Below are 17,803 nucleotides of genomic sequence, written 5' to 3'. Positions count from 1 at the left end.
GTCCGGGCGAATGATGGTAAGGCCGATGTGTCCGCAGGACGGATCTCGGCCGACCATCATCGAATGTTGACAACGTGCAAGGTCAAGGAGGGAAAAATGAGACGCATCAACCTGAGCATTGCCGTTCTCGCGCTGGCGTTGATCCCGCTCGCGGCTGTCGCGGCTGAGGAGAAGCCGAGCTTCGAGGAAGCGGACAAGAACGGTGACGGGGCCGTCAGCATCAAGGAAGCCGAGCAGAGTGGCATTCCAACAGCGGAAGCCAAGGGCAATGATCTGGATGGAAACGGCAAGCTCACCCAGGGTGACTGGTCCTTCGTCGATATGAGCGAAGAGGAGACGTCATCCAGTTGATCCGTAAAAGCGCGCCCGATTGCTCGGGCGCGCTTTATCGTAAAGCGGAGGCAAACGCATGCGGGCGGTGCGCCCGGTTAGCTACTCGACACGGCGTGATGGTAACCGGCGGGGGTAACCCCCATAGGCCACGATGAATGTATCCCTGCCCGAGCAGTTCGAGCAGACTGCTCGTAGCAAGGATTATAATAGTAGCTAACTGTCGGACGTAGGGTGCCGGATGGAATCGGGTTATCCGTCCCGCCCGGCGGTAGCCACATGGCCTGCAGAACGGCTGGATATCGTTACCGCAACGATTCTGCAGAGTGAATGTGTACAGACTGGAGACGTCGCATGGACAGTCTCTCGTTCTTGGGCCTGCGTTGATGAAGAGACGTCCATGAACGAAGAAGCGGCGCTGATCAGCAGGACCATTGTGTCCGAGTTCGCGAGCCTTAACGATTTGGGCGAAATGGTTGTTGTCCTGGTCAGGCTCGTTCTCGCTGCGCTTCTAGGGGGGTTGCTCGGGCTCGAACGGGAACAACGAGGCAAGGCCGCCGGCGTGCGCACTCATATGCTGGTTTGTATGGGAGCGGCTTTGTTCATCCTGATTCCGCAACAAGCAGGAATCTCCGACTCGGAAATGAGTCGCGTTATTCAGGGCGTCATCACCGGCATCGGATTTCTGTGCGCGGGAACCATCATCAACGGCAATGACGAGCAACGTGTGGCTGGTCTTACCACGGCCGCCGGCATCTGGTTTACTGCCGCGATGGGAATTGCGGTCGGCCTGGGTCGCGAGCAGACGGCCATTCTGTGCACCCTTCTTGCCTGGGTTGTCCTGTACGTGGTGCCTTTGGTGTCGCGCTTCAAACGTTCAAGAAAGCCCCAGGACCTGACCTCGGGTATCACCAAACCCGGCGACGAGATTTAGTTACCCATTGCCAGGTACGGCGTGCCCTCTGCGCCGCCGTCTAACGCAGGTCATCGATCACGGCGGTTACGCTTTGCACGGACTCGTCCGTGAAGCCTGCCTGGATGAGGGCCGAGCGCAGCGCCATCCAGGCAGCCTGGTCGTCCTTTGTAAGCGCCTCGCCCAGCGCCAGGAGCCACTGAGGATGCCTGGCCGGTGCGGTTTCGCGCATGGGGGCGCCAATGCCCAGGCCTACCGCTTCCGGTGTGTCGTCCGGACGAATCCCGATCTCGATATGGCCCGCGGTCGTCTCGCCGACCTTCGGCAGAACGGCCCGCCAAACCTTCAGGTTTCTGCCTGGATCCCGGCCCTGAACCAGCCAGCTGCCTTCCTGCCCGGGGATCTCGTAGACGTGTGACAGCGTGTACGGCCCGGCCATGCCGGTCAGTATCAATCCGATGGCTATCGGTGCCTCTTCCCGCCAACGCTTGCCGCGACAGCTCAGGTCGGACAACCGGTGCCGGTAACCGAGCCGATTGAGCGACGCCATCGTGACTGGACCGTCGAACAGCGTATTAGTCCAGTACCGCTCCATTTCGTCCCGCCCGGAACCCCCCATGGCCGATTGGAACACGTTGTTCATCGGGCCGAAGCCATCGGAATGGCCCAGGAACACGAAGCCGCCTCCTTGCGCATATAGCTGGACCACGTTCTGGGGGCTCGGTTCATCGAAGGGCTGCCCCCGAACCACCCGCAGCTCCTTATAGTCGAGCGGTGGAATGGGCGCCGAAACCCCGTTCCAGCGCAGTTGGAATACGCGTTGATCGGGAAAGCCGGGGTGGGCTTCGAAAACCAGCTCTGTGCGTTGGTTCTGGTCCAACCGGCTCACCAGCGCCTGGCAGCGCTCGGGCCACATCGCTGCCGCCCGCTGCCCCATCTCGGCCTCCGTCGCCGGATCCTGCGCCTTGCAGTCGACGAACAATCCCATGGCCAGAACGGCCGCAATGACTGCGCACTGCAAGGAGTTCCTTTCGACGTTGATCATGCGCTCCCTCGCAACGAAACGGTTCGATCTAGTCCGCGCCAGGCAGGCTTTAGCCCACTGCTATCGTCATTGCCGATTACGCTTTGCTCTGGCGAGTATGCCTATGACCTCAGAGTAGTCCCGATTCGGAATCTTCCGCTGAACGAAGCGCGCGTACTCGAGCGGTGCAAGATTGCCGACACCGGCTTCACGCGCCTCCGCACTCGTATCCTCAATGTCCAGCCGCGCGCCGGCGTCCAGGAGCACCCGAACAAGCTCGGGCGAGTTATAGAGCACGGCTTCGTGCAACGGCGTGGCGCCGGTATCCGGTCGCTGATGGTTTACTTTGGCCCCTGCCCTAATGAGCCGTTCGACCTCTTGTACTACGGCCTCATTGTTCTCTCTATCCGCTTCCGTCATCCCGGGATGCGGGATGACATAGTCCGCTATTGCCTTCGACAGGGGCCCGACTCCGTACCTGTCGGGTGCGACGCTTTCAGCCGAGCAGCAGCTGACCGTCAGGACCAAGAGCAGAAGCGAGACAATTTGCTTAAATACCGCCAACATGTGAAGCAAACGTGAGCAGCGCCACAAAGCTGCTCGCACGAATTGCCGGGGCCATCTCGGGCAGACCAACGGTCGGGCAAAGTACATGCTATGCGGTGAACTCTTCCGGTTGATCTCCAAGTAGCGCCCCTTGCGCCGCACGCTTGCGTTCCGCCTCCTCAAGCAGGCGGATTACCCGCGAGAAATCCCAGTCCGGGCCGTGCTCTTCGAGTTGCCTTGCGTATTCGAGTGGCGTGAACCCCTCGTTCCCCTCGATATCTAAACGAGCACCAGCATCCAGAAGTACGCGCACAATTTCGGATGCGTTTAGCAGCACGGCATTATGGAGAGGCGTCCTACCCGTGTCGGCGCGCTGGTGGTTCACATCGGCGCCTTCGGCGATTAATCGCTTGATCTCTTCGACGACGGCCTCATTGGCCTCTAGGTCCTCCGCGGACCGACCAGGGTAGTCAGTTTCGTAGTCGGCCATGGCTCGCGAAAGCGAGCCAACGCCGTACTCGCTGACGCCCGGTCCAACCTTCTCGGAGGAGCAGCCGGCAACGGTCAGTGTCAGCAAGAGCAACAAGAAGTAGGACGGCGCAGTGATGTGATTGTGTGCCAACCTACTGCCGTTCACGCTTTGCCTGCTCCAAGATACGAATAACCGCGGAATAGTCCCTCTCCGGGTTACGTTGCTGCAGCCACTGTGCGTACTCCAATGGCGTCAACCCGCCACGTGCCGTCTCTTCAATGTCCAATCGGGCTCCTGCGTTCACGAGTACGCGGACCAGGTCCGGGGCTTTATACAGGACCGCTATGTGCAGTGGCGTATCCCCCCGGTCGGGACGTTGGTAGTTGACGTCTGCACCCTGCCTAATCAGGCGCTTTACTTCCCCAACCACCTTGTCGTTCTGTCGCAGCTCTTCCCGTGTTCGACCCGGGTACTCCGTGACATAGTCGGCCATGGCCCTTTCCAGCGCTCCGGCGCCGTACTTGTTGGTGCCCGGCTGAATCGACGGATTGGAACAGGCAACCAGCAACAGGGCCGCAAGGACGACCCAAAGGCTAGTAATCCGCAACATCGCCATTAACTAGCACCTCCGCTGTGGAACGATGGCTACGGGCGATGGTTACCCTTACCGATTCGTAGATTTCCACGTCGCCCCATAGGGAGTCCAAGTTTGCGTGATCGAACCAACGGTTCAACGCCTTCTTGGCAAATTTCTGAACGATCCGTTTCACCCCACCATGAAAGCCCGTGGCGACGGACATGAAGAGGTCGTCGACAAAGCCCTTTTCATAGGTGCCATCGATAGCCTCTACCAAGAGCGCTTGCGCGAGCTCCCGGTGTACAAGCTCCAGCGACACCGTTTCCAGTCGGTACTGGAAGTCACGGCCTTCGAAGAAGAACATCAATATTGCCTTCGCCTCCTCATCCGACAGAAGAAGCTGTTGCTCCGGGAAGTGGAGCAGCTGCATCTCTTCGCTAACGCCCATTTCGCCTTCCTCACATCCGCTCGTTCGTGCGGGCATCAAACCCCACCACAATCGGCGGCAACGGGTTGTTGTCGTCGTCGTGGGGCATGTAGGCCACTTCCAGCTTGGAGAAGCTGATCTTGATCTTCTCCAACGGCCGTTCCTCGTCCTCGGACCAGCCGGCCATGTGGTAGTCGCTAAGCAGGGCATGATGGAGGGTGTAGCGGGCGTACGGCTCCGAGCCGCTGCCCGTGCCCGTGCGGCACAGCTCCAGCGTCATGGTCCGGCCCCTGCCGCAGCAGCTCTCGATGAACAGCAACGGAGTGGCCCGGTCCATGTGCTTGGTGAAGGTCAGCTTCTGCAGCTCGGCGCTGGCCGATTCCCGGTCGTACCGCGTTGAGGCTCGGGCGGTGATGCGCCTTCGGCATCCCCAGGCGAGCTGAATGACGTCAATGTCCCCTTGATGACGAGCGTCAGCGGAGTCGCCTCTGAGGCCGTCTATATGCAGGTGTATGGACATGGCTCTCCCCTCCCTGGCGGCGTGTTGTCCCTGGCGGCACGGCGCTCGGACGTTCTGGGAAAGCAGAGCGGGTGGGTAGTTACTGGTGATCGCGGCAACCAATCCCTTTGGAGCATCCCTGGTACCGCCGCCGTCCCGATTTCCGTGGCAGCCGTGCTCGATCACCGATCACGTTACCGGCCTTACGGGCGCTACACAATCCCATCACTGGCCTCCTTTTGGGCATGGAATGAGAATCATTGTTATCCGATGCCGGGTGGTGTATAAGAACGCGCACCACTGCTTGTCAACGAGGCCCGATTGCCCCGATGGAAAGAATGGTGGCCATGGGACACGACGCCCGCATCCTCGTGGTCGAGGACGACCGTACGCTCAACGCGCAGATATCGGACCTGCTGCAGGACAAGGGGTATCGCACCGAGCAGTCGTTCGAGGGTGACGGCGCCCTTCTGTCCGCGGTGAGCGGCCGTTTCGATCTCATCCTGCTCGATGTGCTGCTACCCGGCAGTGACGGCTTTACCGTGCTCAGCAAGCTGCGCAAGAGCCGGCGGACGCCGGTGATCATGCTGACCGCCTGCGGTGCCGAGGAGGAACGGATCACGGGCCTGAGCAACGGTGCCGACGACTACCTGGCCAAGCCGTTCAATTTCACCGAGCTGCTGCTGCGCATCGAGGCCTTGCTGAGGCGCAGCATGGCGTCGTTCCAGTCGTACAGTGATCCCCCTACGCTGGCGATCGACGGCCTGTGCCTGGACCGACGGAACCAGAGCGTGACGTACCGCGAACGCCCGATCACGCTCACGCCCGTCCAGTTCCGCCTGCTCTGGACCCTGATGCAGCACCAGCACGAGTCACTGAGTAAGGCCTATCTCTATCAGGTCGTCCTCGAGCGCGAGTTCAGCCGCTACGACCGGAGCCTGGACATGCACGTCAGCCGCATTCGCCGCAAGCTCGAGGAGGCCGGCGCGCTCCCGGATTGCCTGCAGACCGTGCACGGCAAGGGGTACTGCTTCACATGAAGCGGCGCCTGCTCTGGAAGCTGTGTGCCACCGTCGCCGCCGGCACGGTGGCTTTTTTCTGGGCGATCTCGCTGTTGAGCTCGCATGCCGAAGACCAGATGAGCTACCTCGCCGAGGAACATCAGGCGACGCTGCTCGAGTACGGCAACACGGCGAAGACGCTCTACGAATCCGGCGACCAGGCCGCCCTGTCGCGCTGGTTGCGAGAGCTGCAGGACAGGGAGAACACCTGGGCGGCGGTGGCGAGGACGGGCATCGAGCCCGTTGCCGGCAGTGAGCTGGCGCCGTCACTGCAGGACGGGTTCCGTCTGGGACGCGGCGTGGACTGGAAAGTCCACTTGTACTTCGATGACAACCCCATCATGGAAGTGCCCATCGATCAGCACACCCATTTCCTGATCAAGCTGCCGCAACGCATGCGCCCGGGCACCTATCTTGCGCAGACGGGGCTGCTGATCCAGATCGCCCTGCCCCTGCTGGCATTGTCGGGGCTCAGCGTGGCCCTGTATCGCCACCTGATGCGGCCGTTGCGCAACCTCGAGTCCGCTACACGCGAATTCAGCCGCGGCCAGCTGGATGTCCGCGTCCGGCCGTTGCTCGGCAACCGCAACGACGAGCTGAGCTCGCTGGCCGAGACGTTCGATCACATGGCCAAGCGCACTGGTGAGCTCATCCGCATGCAGCGTCACCTGATCGCCGCCCTCTCCCATGAGTTGCGCACGCCGCTGACACGGATCGACATGGCCCTGGAATGCGCCGAGAACAGCAATGATCCGCACGTGACGACGCTGCCCCGCGTACGGCGGGAATGTGCGGTCATGCGACGGCTGGTCGAGGATACGCTGACGCTGGCATGGCTCGATACGGAGCAGCCCCGGCTCGATCAGGACACGCTGAACCTGACGGACCTGATCGACAGCATCCTCGAGGATGCGCGCTTCGAGTATCCGGATCACGAGCTGCGCGCCGCCCTGCCGGACGAGGCCGTCGTACACGGCAGCTGTCAGCGCGCGCTGGGCCAGGCCCTGGAGAACGTCATCCGCAATGCACTGCAGCACACGCCGGCGGGCGGCTCCGTTGGTGTCGACGTGTCCGATGACGGCGAGTCCTTCCGGGTGGAAGTCGCCGACGAAGGGCCTGGCGTCCCCGAGGATCAACGCGAAGCGATCTTCGAGCCCTTCGCCCGCCTCGAGCGGGTTGCGCGTGATGATGCACAGGGCGGTCATGGCCTGGGGCTCGCGCTGGCGCGACGCGAGATCCGGGCGGTGGGCGGCAGCATTCACGCGACCAATCGATCGCCGCACGGCCTTGTGATCACGATCCAGCTGCCGAAGAACGCCCCCGGAGGCCCGTCGGTGGATGGTGAGCCGGCATGAGCAGCACGATGACGGTGTAACAGATGTAACAACGGCGTAAAAAATGTAAAAGCGCCTTCCCATCCACTCCGCCCGCAATGAGAATGCCTCTCAAGTGCGAACGATTATCATTTGAGGGGCGCATCATGAATCGACAACAATGCGGCACACTGGGCTGTGTCGCGGCCACCATGCTTCTCGCCAGCCAGGGTGCCTCGGCGCAGGAATCGGAGGCGCTCTCGCTGGACCCTGTCAACGTGTCCGCCGACGGCTACGTGACCGAAGGCACCGACATCACGATCGAGCAGGAATCGCTGCAGGATTATCAGGCGAACGACCTGGAAGACATCTTCGCCGGCGATCCCGAGGTGACGGCCGGTGGCGGTCCCGGTGCGGCGCAGCGCGTCTACCTGCGGGGGATCGAGGAATCGCTGCTGAATCTCTCGGTGGATGGCGCCAGCCAGTCCGGCAGCCTGTTCCATCACACGGGACGGCTGTCCATCGCGCCCGAATTGCTCAAGCGTGTCGAAGTCGAGGCGGGCGCGGGCCGCGCGACCTCGGGGCCGGGCGCACTGGGCGGCAGCCTTCGTTTCGTGACCAAGGACCCCGACGATCTACTGCGTGCCGGCGAGCAGTTCACCGTGCTCACCAGGCTGAGTCACTCCAGCAATACCGACGGACATGACGCCAGTGCCTCGGTGGCCAGCCGCTTCGGCGATACCTGGAGCGGGCTGTTCTCGCTGGGCACGAGCGATCACGACAACTACGAGGACGGCGACGGCAACGAGCGCCTCGGCACCGACGCCGATCAGCAGCTCGGCTTCGCCAAGCTCGTCGGCGACCTGGGCGGCGGCCAGACCCTGCGCCTGAGCTACGACCGGCGCGAGGATGAGGGCGAACGCGCTCAGCGGCCGCAGTGGGCGGTCAGCCCCGGCAACCAGGTGCTACCCCTGGAGGGCACGCGGCAGACGGGCACGCTCAACTATGAGCTGATGCCGGCGGCCAACGACTGGCTCGGCCTCGATGTCACGCTCTACCGCACGGAGCAGAACATCGAGCAGGACCAGCGTCCGCTGGGCTGGCCGATCTACCACGGCAAGGTCGAGACCGACGGCATCGACGTGCGCAACACCAGCCGGCTCGGCAGCCACGAAGTGACCTACGGCGTCGACTACCGCGACGACCGCGTGACCGCCGGCCCCGAGGGCGACCGCAACGCGGAATCCGAGGAAGGCGAGGTCACCGGCGTCTATGTCCAGGACGACTTCGATGTGACCGATGCGTTCCTGCTCAGCTTCGGCGCGCGCTACGACAACTACGAGCTGCGCGATACCAATGACGAGGAATTCGAGGAATCCGGCGTGAGCGCGAACATCAGCGGCACGTATTTCGTGACGCAGGGGCTCAGCGTCAATGCCGGCTATGCAGAAGCCTTCCGTGGTCCGATGACCCGCGACGCATTCAAGATCTTCGGTACCGAGAACGATCCCGACCTGGAGCCCGAGAAGGCCGAGAATCGCGAGATCGGTTTCGAATACCGGGCGGACCGGCTCGCCCTGTCGGGGACCGTCTATCGCACCGACATCGAGGACTCGGTCTCCGTATCGCCCCCGTGGAGCCGGTTCTACACCAATGTCGGCGACCTGGAGTCGAAAGGTTACGTGCTGCGCGGCGGCTACAGCTGGGACCGCGTAACGATGCGGGTGGGATACCATCACAACGACACCGAGCTCGACGGCGAGCCCGTGACGCTGTACGAGCACAACGGACTGGGCAACTCCATCGGCAGCACCTGGACAACCGAGATCGAGTACCAGGCGACTTCCAGCCTGCGGGTCGGCTGGCTGGGCCGGTTCGTCGATGACATCGACGGCATCCAGAGCGTGCCGGGTACGGTCAGCAAGTCCGGCTATGATGTCCACGATGTGTACGCGAGATGGCAGCCGATGGGCAGCTCCAACCTGGAGCTGACCTTCACGGTGAAGAACCTGTTCGACGAGCAGTACGTCAATCAGGCCAGCAACGCCGATTACAGCAGCTATCCCGGCTACGACGCGGTGGTCGGACAGCCCGAGCCCGGCCGCGACATCCGTGTCGGACTGAATCTGGAGTTCTGACGTGCGACGTCGCCATAGCGATCCCGCACGGGCACGGCTCGCCCGTGCGGGGGTTCTTCTCTGGAGCCTGATCGCGGCCTCGGCGGTGCACGCGGAGACCGTTACCGATTTGGCCGGCCGCCAGGTGGAGCTGCCGGCGCGTGTCGAGCGCATCATCCTCGGCGAGGGGCGCTACCTCCCTACCCTGGCCATGCTCGAACGCGAGCAGCCGCTGGAGCGTGTCGTCGGCATCCTGCCGGACTTTCGCCTGGCGGACCCGGGCACCTACCGCCTGTATCGCGAGCGCTTTCCGGCCCTGGAATCGATTCCCGAGCTCGGCCATACCTCGGCGGACAGCTTCAGCACCGAGCATGCACTCACGCTCGATGCCGACGTGGCCATCTTCAGCCTGGCGGGTCACGGGCCCTCGTCGGGCAGCAGCCGGCTGATCGACAGTCTCGAGGAGGCAGGGGTAACCGTCGTATTCCTGGACTTCCGTCAGCAGCCGCTGCGCAACACGCCGCGCAGCCTGCGCCTGCTCGGCAAGCTCCTGGATCGCGAGCGCGAGGCGCACGAGTTTCTCGCGTTCTACGAGGCCGAGCTCGCGCGGGTCCGCGATCGCCTGCCGGACATCGCGCGCGAGGATCGCCCGGGCGTGTTCCTGCACAGCCGCGCCGGCCTCCACGACACCTGCTGCGAGACCATGGCCGACGGCATGATGGGACACTTCGTCGACTACGCCGGCGGCCGCAACATCGCCCGCGATCGGATTCCCGGCGTTGCCGGGACCATGAACCTGGAATATCTGCTGGTTCATCAACCGGCGATCTATATCGCCACGGCGATCGGCTCGGCCGCGCGCGAGGGCGAGCAGCCCTTTGTCACGCTGGGGCCGGGTGTTTCTCCCGAGCGTGCCCGGCAGTCGCTTCGGCGGGCGACACAGGGGCGCGGGCTGGGTCAGCTCGAGGCCATTCAGGACGAGCGTGCCTACGCGATCTGGCACAACTTCTACAACACGCCCATGAACGTGGTCGCCGTGCAGGTCATCGCCAAATGGCTGTACCCCGAACGATTCCCGGAGCTGGATCCGCGCGCGACGCTCGCGACCCTGTTCCAGCGGTTCCAGCCGGTGCCGCTCGACGGCGTTTACTGGACCGGACTCTAGCGGGATGAACCCAATGCCCGGCAAGCGACTGCATGAACACCATCGGAAAGGCGCGTAGCATGCGCCGCTCCGAGCCAGCCACTGCGCCGGCATCGACGGGATCCGAATCGCTGGCCGCTGCGTATCGGCGCTTCGTGATGCGGCGCGTGCTGTTGCTGGTGTCGCTGGCCGCCGCCGTCGTCGTGTCGGTGGTCGTCGACCTGGCGATCGGCCCCGCCGCGCTCAGCGTGCTGGATGTCGCCGGCGGCCTGATCCACCCGGCATCCCTCGACGCGACGACCCGGGTGATCATCTGGGAGGTCCGCCTTCCCTACGCGTTGATGGCCCTGGTCGTCGGCGCCAGCCTGGGGCTTGCCGGCGCCGAGATGCAGACGGCGCTGAACAACCCGCTGGCCAGCCCGTTTACGCTGGGCATCGGCGCGGCCGCGACGCTGGGCGCCTCGATCGTCATCGTGTTCAACATTGCGCCGTTCGGTCTGCCGCCCTCGGTCATGCTGCCGCTGTCGGCATTCGTGTTTGCCGCCGCGGCGGCGCTGGTCGTGCTGTCGCTGTCGCGCGCGCTCGGCGCCTCGGTCCACACCGTCGTTCTGTTCGGCATCGCCCTGCTGTTCGGTCTCAACGCCGTCGTCGGGTTGCTGCAGTTCGTCGCCGATGCCGATGCACTGCAGCAGCTGGTGTTCTGGACCATGGGCAGCCTGGCCCGCGCATCCATGGACAAGTTGCTGCTGGTGGCGGCGGTGCTCGCGCTCTGTCTGCCGTTTTCCATGCGCCATGCCTGGGCCATGACCGCCCTGCGCGGCGGTGAGGAGCAGGCCCGCAGCGTCGGCATTCGTGTCGAGCGCCTGCGGCTGATCGTGTTGCTGCGGGTCAGCCTGCTGACGGCGGCGGCGCTGGCGTTCGTCGGCGAGATCGGCTTCATCGGCCTGGTCGGGCCGCACATCGCGCGCCTGGTCCTGGGCGAGGATCATCGGCTGTTCCTGCCGGGCAGTGCCCTGGCCGGCGCTTTGCTCATGTCCTGCGCGTCAATTGCCAGCAAGTCGCTTGTCCCGGGCGTCGTGCTGCCCGTGGGCATTGTCACGGCGCTGGTCGGCATCCCGCTGTTCATCAGCCTGATCCTCATGCGCGGCCGGAGCGAATAGCTTGTCTCTCGAGATCGACAACCTGTCCGTCGGCTACCGCAAGCGGCCGGTGCTGCGCGACATCAGCCTGTCGGCGATCGCCGAGGGCTCGGTGGTGGCGGTGATCGGGCCCAATGCCGTGGGCAAGTCGACCCTGCTCAAGGCGTTGGCGGGGACGTTGCGTCATGAAGGAAGGCTGCGGCTGAATGGCGCCTCGCTGGCCGAGCTGGCGCATCGGATCCGCGCCCAGCGGGTCGGCTACCTGCCCCAGGCCCTGCCCCAGGCCAGTACCCTGGTTGCCTACGAGGCCATCTACAGCGCATGCCGCGCCATCCGCGGGGATCTTTCCGCAGAGCACCTGCGCGCGGCCATCGAATCGATCTTCGCAACGCTCGGCATCCGTAACCTGGCCCTGCGCCGCTTGTCCGAGATGTCCGGTGGCCAGCGTCAGATGATCGGCCTTGCGCAGGTGCTGGTACGCGACCCCGAGCTGTTGCTGCTCGATGAGCCGACCAGCGCCCTGGACATGCACTGGCAGCTCAACGTGCTCAATACCGTCCGGGAACGCACCCGCGCGGACGGCAGCATCGCGCTGGTGGCGAGCCATGACATCAATCTCGCCTCGCGCTTCTGCGATCAGCTGCTGGTTCTCTCCCGCGGCGGGCTCGAAGCCATGGGCCCGCCCGCAGAGGTGCTGTCGTCACAGATGCTGCGCACGGTCTATGGTGTCGAGGCCCGGATCGAGTCCTGTTCCCTGGGCCAGCCTCTGGTACTGGCCGACCAGGCGGTCAAGGGAGGTCATTCCCTCGACTGAGGCCTCCGGGACTGCACGCCCATTCTGATACCGGCTTATTCCTGCCAGGGGCTTTCGCCCTGCCTCACGTCGCCGATCGCCCAGTAGAGCGGTGCGCCGATCTGCGAGAAGAGCGCGATGCCCCATACGATGTTGCCCACGATCGCCGGCACCACCGGGTGAATAACGAGCACAATCAGAGCCACCACGATCCCGAAGGCCCGCACCGTGCCAGTGTGGTAGTGGCGGGTGATCTCACGCCCCTCGACAAGCAGTTGCAGCGTCCAGAGCGAGGCCAGGAAGACGGCAAGCCCGACACACCCGATCACGCCATAGTCAGTGGGATACGGCTCCCATAATCCGACATAGACTTCCCCTGCCAGAGCAACACCGACCAGGACGGCGCTCCACAGGATCGCAATGTGCGCGAACCAGTACGCAATGAGAACGGGCCTGGCCCGGCTTTTCGGCTTGGCGTTCCCGGCAGCATCAAAGTAGATCCACGCCAACGCGAACAGTGACAATCCCCCCATGAGAAGATTGAACAGCGTCGCTGCGCCCACCTCGGCGATGCCCTTGTCGGCTAGTGTTACGACGAGCTTGAAAAAACCCTCGCCCAGGAGGATGAGCATCAAGAGGCCGAAGCGCTCGGAGATATGACCGAGCCGGGGGACGAATCGCCCGAAACGGAGCGTGCCGATGCGGGGCAGCACGTATTGCAGCTGGATCAGCACGACGCCGCCGGCGAAGACCCAGTAAGCAATGGGACGCGGCAGAAACGCCGACACGGCGAACAGGCCGGCAAGGATGAAGAAGTTCCGGCCCTGTTCCCGGGCGAGCGCGCTCCTGTCCGCACCGACATGCCGCGCCCGCCAGTAGAGGTAGGCGGTGAGCGCTCGATTCAGCGCGTATCCGGATGCGAAATACGGCCACCCCTCCCCCGCCACGTCCGGAATGGACGCGGCGATGACCATCATCGTCACGACCTGAACGGCCATGGCCGCGCGGTGCGGCGTGTCGGTGGATATGTAGAGAGAGTTGTAGATCGAGCTGTCCGCCCACGCGTAGAAGATCGCAAGGAAGAGCCCGGTGAAGACCAGAATCCCGTGCCAGCCCAGGTGGTGAGACAGATAGTTCCCGAGGATGAAAATCGTGACCACGTGGATCAGGTCGAAAAACAGCTCGACCCAGTGGACATGATCGCTCGCGCCCTCGACATCCATGTAATGACGGGGGCGGCGCCAGATTGGGAAATCCTTCAGCGACACTTCCTGTCACTCCCCGAGATCAATCGTCCACAACGCCCACAGAGCCGTCGTGGACAATATGCAACCGGCCACAGCATCATGACCACGAATTGTTGTCGGCGCGGTGGCCATCCCGTCATCCTGTTCGCGTGCGCGGCACCGATGTGCCGGGCCCACCGGGTCGGCCAGGCGCGGCAATGACGGCCTGAGCGCTTCACTGCCGACGGTATCATGCCCGAACACGACGCCCGTATCATTACAGCCTGCCGCGCCATGCATGCCCGGGATCGCCGCGACCCGAACCGCGGTGTATCGCCTCTCGAGCTGTTCTTCGACCTGTGCTTCGTGGCCGCGATCGCGCAGATTACGACGCAGCTCACCCAGGCGGTCACGGCGGGGGGTACCGCCACGGCGATCGCCAGCTATCTGACTGTGTTCTTCGCCATCTGGTGGGCCTGGATGAATTTCACCTGGTTCGCGTCCGCGTTTGACAACGATGACATTTGTTGCAGGCTCGCGGCATTCGTGCAGATGGTAGGCGCACTGATCCTCGCGTCCGGGACGGCGGAGGCATTCACACGGGGCGATTTTGCCATCGTCTTCCTGGGATACGCCGTGATGCGCCTCGGCCTGGTCGCGTCATGGCTGAGGGCGGCCCGGTGGAATCCGGAACACCGGGGCGCGGCGGTACAGTACGCCATCGGCCTGTCAGTCGCTATGGCGGGATGGTCGACCATGCTCGCAGCGGGTGCATGGCCGTTGTGGGGCTGGTGCCTGATGGCCCTGGTGGAACTCGCGATTCCCCCGTGGGCCGAATCGAGAGGGTCGACACCTTGGAACCCGCACCACGTTGCACGCCGCAACGGGCGATTCGTCATCATCGTTCTCGGGCAATCCGTCATCGCTGTTACAGGCAGCGTCCGCATCGCGCTTGACCATGGAGATGCCGGCGTTGCCGTGTACTCGATCATTGCTGGCGGGTTGCTGCTCGTGTTCTCCATGTGGTGGTTGTACTTTGCTGCCTCGCCGCCAAGGTTTCTCACGACCAGCGGCAAGGCATTCATGTGGGGATACGGTCACTACTTCGTCCTGTGCTCCGCGGCGGCGGTCGGTGCCGGCATTGCGGCGAACCTGGACCTGGTCACGGCCGGATCGCCGGCAACCGGCGCGCCGGCGGCCGCAGCACTCAGCGTTCCGGTAGCTGTCTACCTGCTTGCGCTGTGGCTGTTGCATCGCCGCCCGGGCCGGGAGCACCGCGGCGACACGCTGCTGTTCCCACTGGCTCTCGCTATGATCGTCGCGTCAACCTGGCTCCCCTGGACGGCGCTGATCGTGGGCATCGCAACCGCCGGGTTGGCCGCGGGCTCCGTCGCCATGCAGAGACGACCGGCGCATCACGAAGCCGGTCGATAAGGGGTTGCCGGCGCACGGGTCCGAGTCGACTACCAACGCCGATGCCGGCCCCCGACAGCCGCTTGCTGCAACGGCCGGTCACCCGGCACAGTAGCGGCCATGGCGAATCCCACCGACCATGCTCACCACAGGGACCATCCGGATGATGGCAACCACGCGCACGAGCACCAGCATCTGCGGCGCTCCGGCGGCCGGGCACTGCTGCTCGGGTTGCTGCTCACGTCGGGGTTCGCCGCGGTGGAGCTCGTCGCCGGCTGGCTGAGCGGCTCCCTGGCGTTGATCGGCGATGCGGGGCACATGATCACCGACTCCATGGCGCTGGGTCTGGGCGCCCTCGCCGCCCGCCTGAGCATGCGCCCCGCCGGGCCGCGGCACACATTCGGGCTGCAGCGAGCGGAGATCGTGGGCTCGCTGGTGAACGCCGGCTTCATGCTGGTGGTGGTGGCCTGGATCGCCTACGAGGCGGTGCATCGCCTGCTGGAGCCCACCCCCGTGAGCGGGATGGCGGTGCTCGTCGTCGCCGCCGTGGGACTCGCGGTCAATCTGCTGGTGCTGAAGGTGCTCCACGGCGGCGAGCAAAACCTGAACACCCGTGCCGCCATCCTCCACGTCATGGGCGATCTCCTGGGCTCCGTGGCGGCCCTGGCCAGCGGCCTGGTCATCGCGGTAAGCGGCTGGACGCCCATCGATCCGTTGCTGTCCCTGTTCATCTCGGCCCTGATCCTGATCTCGACCACGCGGCTGCTGCGGGAGGCCGTGCATGTGGTCATGGAGGGAGTGCCGCCGCACGTCGACCTCGCTGCCCTGCGGGCGCGCCTGTCCGCCCGGGACGGCATCGAGAGCGTCCACGATCTGCATGTATGGACCATTGCCTCGGGCAGCTACGCGCTGGCCGCGCATGTACGGGTGCAGTCCATGGAGCGCTGGCCGGAGCACCTGGACGCCCTGCGTCGCGTGCTTCACGAGGAATTCGGCATCGACCACGTGACGCTGCAGCCGGAGCTCCCTTATGACGTGGCCTTCCTGCCGGTTCGCGAGCTGGCCGGAAAGGGAGCGCCGGGCGACCGTGGCAGCTCGTGATGCCGCGGCCCGACGAAACGCCGATCCCGACGGCGCCGGGCGCCGCCGGGAGGCACCCGGTCACCTGGCGGCGCGTTTGCGGTACGTCTCGGCCGGCCGGTTCTGCTCGTCCAGCCGGGCCCGCGCCTCGCGCTCGGCCAGCACCTCGCCGTTGCGGATGTACTGCTCGGCGGCATTGGAGCGCGGCTCCCAGTCCCAGGGCTGGGTCCGGCCCTTGCTCAGCGCGTTGTAGATGAAGCGGCGACGCTTCTGGGTATCCAGCACGCGCCGGCGCAGGTCATCCGGGTTCCACCGCTTGCTTACGCGCTCGGCCAGCTCGTTCTCGATCTCCTTGTAGCCGGAACGGCCGGCGAGGTTGTCGAGCTCGTCCGGGTCGTTGTCGAGATCGAACAGCTGCGGCGGATCGGCCGACTGGTCCGGCTCGCCGTCACTGTAGACGTACTTGTACGGGCCGCGACGGACCATCAGCACGGGTCCCGCGGCGCCCTCGCCCATGTACTCGGAGTAGGCCGTATCGGGCCAGTCCTGGTCGTTGCCGTGCAGCAGCGGCACGATGCTGCGGCCGTCGAGGTTCGGTGCGACGACGGGGTCGGGCGTCTCGCCGGAGGCGAGCTCGACCAGCGTCGGGAACAGGTCAACCAGCGACATGTTGCCCGTCGCGCGCCGGCCGCCGGGGATGTCGGGATGGCTGATGACGAACGGCACGGCGGCGGACCACTCGTACATGCTCATCTTGTACCACATACCCCGCTCACCCATCATGTCGCCGTGGTCGGCGGAGAAGATCACGATGGTGTTGTCCAGCTGACCGGTCTTCTCGAGTGCGTCGAGGAGCTCGCCCACCTTGTCGTCGACGTAGCTGATCATGCCGTAGTAGGCATGCCGCGAACGGCGGATGTCCTCGTCGGTGTGATCCACCTGGTGCATGCCGTAGTGGTAGTACAGCCGCGCGCTGTGCGCGTCGCGCTGGTCCACGGGACGGTACTCGACATGCGGCATGTCGATCTCGTCGGCGGCATAGCGCTCATAGTATTCGCGCGTGGTGAGGTACGGATCGTGCGGGTGCGTCAGGGACGTGCAGATGAAGAAGGGTCGATCGTCCCTGTTGTTCTGGTCGCGCGTGACGTCGTAGATGTGCCGGGCGGCCTTCCAGGTCGCCTCGTCGTCGTAGTCGATGGGCATGCTGCGCGCGACCACGCCCGAGTGCGTGACGCTCTCCATGGTGTGGAAGAACTCCAGCTGCTCCTCCGGCTTCTCCCAGTCCGGCGTCCAGCCGAAGTCCACGGGGTAGAAATCGGTGGTCAGGCGCTCCTCGAAGCCGTGGAGCTGGTCGGGACCGACAAGGTGCATCTTGCCCGACAGGCAGGTGCGATAGTCGAGCGCGCGCAGGTAGTGCGCGAAGGTCGGCACCTGGGACGGGAACTCGGAGGCGTTATCGAACGCATCAAGTTCGGACGGTAAGCGCCCGGAAAGCATGGATACGCGCGAGGTCGAGCACAGCGGTGAATTGCAGTAGGCGTTCGCGAATACCGTGCCGCGCTCGACGAGGCGATCGATGTTCGGCGTCTTCACGACCGGGTGACCGTAGGCCGGGAGTACCGGGGCACCGAGCTGGTCGGCCATGATGAACAGGATATTGGGGCGATCGGCTGCCATGACGCGCTCCTCCATTCGGACGGCTAAGACATTGACTGCGACGCGACCGAGT

General features: G+C 64.5%; 18 protein-coding genes. 10 read left to right on the top strand and 8 right to left on the bottom strand.

Going from position 1 to position 17,803, the window contains the following annotated elements; genetic code table 11:
• Positions 1 to 96: 96 nt before the first annotated feature.
• Entirely contained in the window at positions 97 to 351 is a 255-nt protein-coding gene (locus QWY84_RS12915; protein ID WP_290203124.1) for a hypothetical protein, read from the top strand.
• A 379-nt stretch (positions 352 to 730) separates the two neighbouring features.
• The gene (locus QWY84_RS12910) at positions 731 to 1,264 is read left to right on the top strand and encodes an MgtC/SapB family protein (RefSeq protein WP_290203123.1); all 534 of its coding nucleotides are present in this window, start codon (positions 731 to 733) and stop codon (positions 1,262 to 1,264) included.
• A 40-nt stretch (positions 1,265 to 1,304) separates the two neighbouring features.
• Here QWY84_RS12910 and QWY84_RS12905 read toward each other — a convergent pair whose 3' ends face one another.
• From QWY84_RS12905 to QWY84_RS12880, 6 genes are all read right to left on the bottom strand, one after another.
• Positions 1,305 to 2,288, bottom strand: coding sequence for a hypothetical protein (locus QWY84_RS12905; protein ID WP_290203122.1), 984 nt, complete (start codon positions 2,286 to 2,288; stop codon positions 1,305 to 1,307).
• A gap of 66 nt (positions 2,289 to 2,354) precedes the next feature.
• A complete protein-coding gene (locus tag QWY84_RS12900; RefSeq protein ID WP_290203121.1) occupies positions 2,355 to 2,834 on the bottom strand; it encodes an ankyrin repeat domain-containing protein in 480 nt (159 codons plus the stop codon).
• Positions 2,835 to 2,922: 88 nt separating this feature from the next.
• Positions 2,923 to 3,450, bottom strand: coding sequence for an ankyrin repeat domain-containing protein (locus QWY84_RS12895; protein ID WP_290203120.1), 528 nt, complete (start codon positions 3,448 to 3,450; stop codon positions 2,923 to 2,925).
• The gene (locus QWY84_RS12890; RefSeq protein WP_290203119.1) at positions 3,437 to 3,901 is read right to left on the bottom strand and encodes an ankyrin repeat domain-containing protein; all 465 of its coding nucleotides are present in this window, start codon (positions 3,899 to 3,901) and stop codon (positions 3,437 to 3,439) included. Before QWY84_RS12890 ends, QWY84_RS12895 begins: the two co-directional genes overlap by 14 nt.
• Positions 3,879 to 4,310: a hypothetical protein gene (locus QWY84_RS12885; protein WP_290203118.1), complete on the bottom strand. Its 432-nt coding sequence runs from the start codon at positions 4,308 to 4,310 to the stop codon at positions 3,879 to 3,881. The genes QWY84_RS12890 and QWY84_RS12885 overlap by 23 nt, the downstream gene beginning before the upstream one ends.
• Before the next feature lie 10 nt (positions 4,311 to 4,320).
• Positions 4,321 to 4,809 (bottom strand): Hcp family type VI secretion system effector, encoded by a 489-nt coding sequence (locus QWY84_RS12880; protein WP_290203117.1) that lies wholly within the window; start codon positions 4,807 to 4,809, stop codon positions 4,321 to 4,323.
• Between the two features lie 308 nt (positions 4,810 to 5,117).
• Between QWY84_RS12880 and QWY84_RS12875 the strand changes: the two genes are divergently transcribed.
• The 6 genes from QWY84_RS12875 to QWY84_RS12850 all read left to right on the top strand — a co-directional run bounded on the left by QWY84_RS12875 (position 5,118) and on the right by QWY84_RS12850 (position 12,376).
• Positions 5,118 to 5,828: a response regulator transcription factor gene (locus tag QWY84_RS12875; protein ID WP_290203116.1), complete on the top strand. Its 711-nt coding sequence runs from the start codon at positions 5,118 to 5,120 to the stop codon at positions 5,826 to 5,828.
• Complete coding sequence (locus QWY84_RS12870; RefSeq protein WP_290203115.1) at positions 5,825 to 7,204, top strand: sensor histidine kinase; 1,380 nt, start codon at positions 5,825 to 5,827, stop codon at positions 7,202 to 7,204. Before QWY84_RS12875 ends, QWY84_RS12870 begins: the two co-directional genes overlap by 4 nt.
• A gap of 125 nt (positions 7,205 to 7,329) precedes the next feature.
• On the top strand, positions 7,330 to 9,300 hold the full coding sequence (locus QWY84_RS12865; protein ID WP_290203114.1) for a TonB-dependent receptor domain-containing protein: 1,971 nt from the start codon (positions 7,330 to 7,332) through the stop codon (positions 9,298 to 9,300).
• A gap of 1 nt (position 9,301) precedes the next feature.
• On the top strand, positions 9,302 to 10,444 hold the full coding sequence (locus QWY84_RS12860; RefSeq protein WP_290203113.1) for an ABC transporter substrate-binding protein: 1,143 nt from the start codon (positions 9,302 to 9,304) through the stop codon (positions 10,442 to 10,444).
• Between the two features lie 59 nt (positions 10,445 to 10,503).
• On the top strand, positions 10,504 to 11,583 hold the full coding sequence (locus QWY84_RS12855) for a FecCD family ABC transporter permease (protein ID WP_290203112.1): 1,080 nt from the start codon (positions 10,504 to 10,506) through the stop codon (positions 11,581 to 11,583).
• A 1-nt stretch (position 11,584) separates the two neighbouring features.
• Positions 11,585 to 12,376 carry an ABC transporter ATP-binding protein gene (locus tag QWY84_RS12850; RefSeq protein ID WP_290203111.1) on the top strand — a complete coding sequence of 264 codons (792 nt, stop codon included), beginning with the start codon at positions 11,585 to 11,587 and terminating at the stop codon, positions 12,374 to 12,376.
• 35 nt (positions 12,377 to 12,411) lie between these two features.
• Here the strand turns inward: QWY84_RS12850 and QWY84_RS12845 are convergent, their stop codons facing one another.
• Entirely contained in the window at positions 12,412 to 13,623 is a 1,212-nt protein-coding gene (locus QWY84_RS12845; protein WP_290203110.1) for a low temperature requirement protein A, read from the bottom strand.
• A gap of 210 nt (positions 13,624 to 13,833) precedes the next feature.
• On the opposite strand from QWY84_RS12845, the gene QWY84_RS12840 reads away from it, so the two are divergent.
• Both QWY84_RS12840 and QWY84_RS12835 read left to right on the top strand, forming a co-directional pair.
• Positions 13,834 to 15,015, top strand: coding sequence for a low temperature requirement protein A (locus QWY84_RS12840; protein ID WP_290203109.1), 1,182 nt, complete (start codon positions 13,834 to 13,836; stop codon positions 15,013 to 15,015).
• Between the two features lie 99 nt (positions 15,016 to 15,114).
• Positions 15,115 to 16,095 (top strand): cation diffusion facilitator family transporter, encoded by a 981-nt coding sequence (locus QWY84_RS12835; RefSeq protein WP_290203108.1) that lies wholly within the window; start codon positions 15,115 to 15,117, stop codon positions 16,093 to 16,095.
• A 60-nt stretch (positions 16,096 to 16,155) separates the two neighbouring features.
• On the opposite strand, the gene betC is transcribed toward QWY84_RS12835, so the two are convergent.
• Positions 16,156 to 17,751, bottom strand: a complete 1,596-nt coding sequence (betC, locus tag QWY84_RS12830; protein WP_290203107.1) for a choline-sulfatase — start codon at positions 17,749 to 17,751, stop codon at positions 16,156 to 16,158.
• Positions 17,752 to 17,803: the final 52 nt, after the last annotated feature.

This window comes from Aquisalimonas lutea (genome assembly GCF_030409225.1).
Lineage (GTDB): Bacteria > Pseudomonadota > Gammaproteobacteria > Nitrococcales > Aquisalimonadaceae > Aquisalimonas > Aquisalimonas lutea.
Note: the sequence above shows the minus strand (reverse complement) of the source record. Positions and strands in the feature narration are given on the sequence as shown.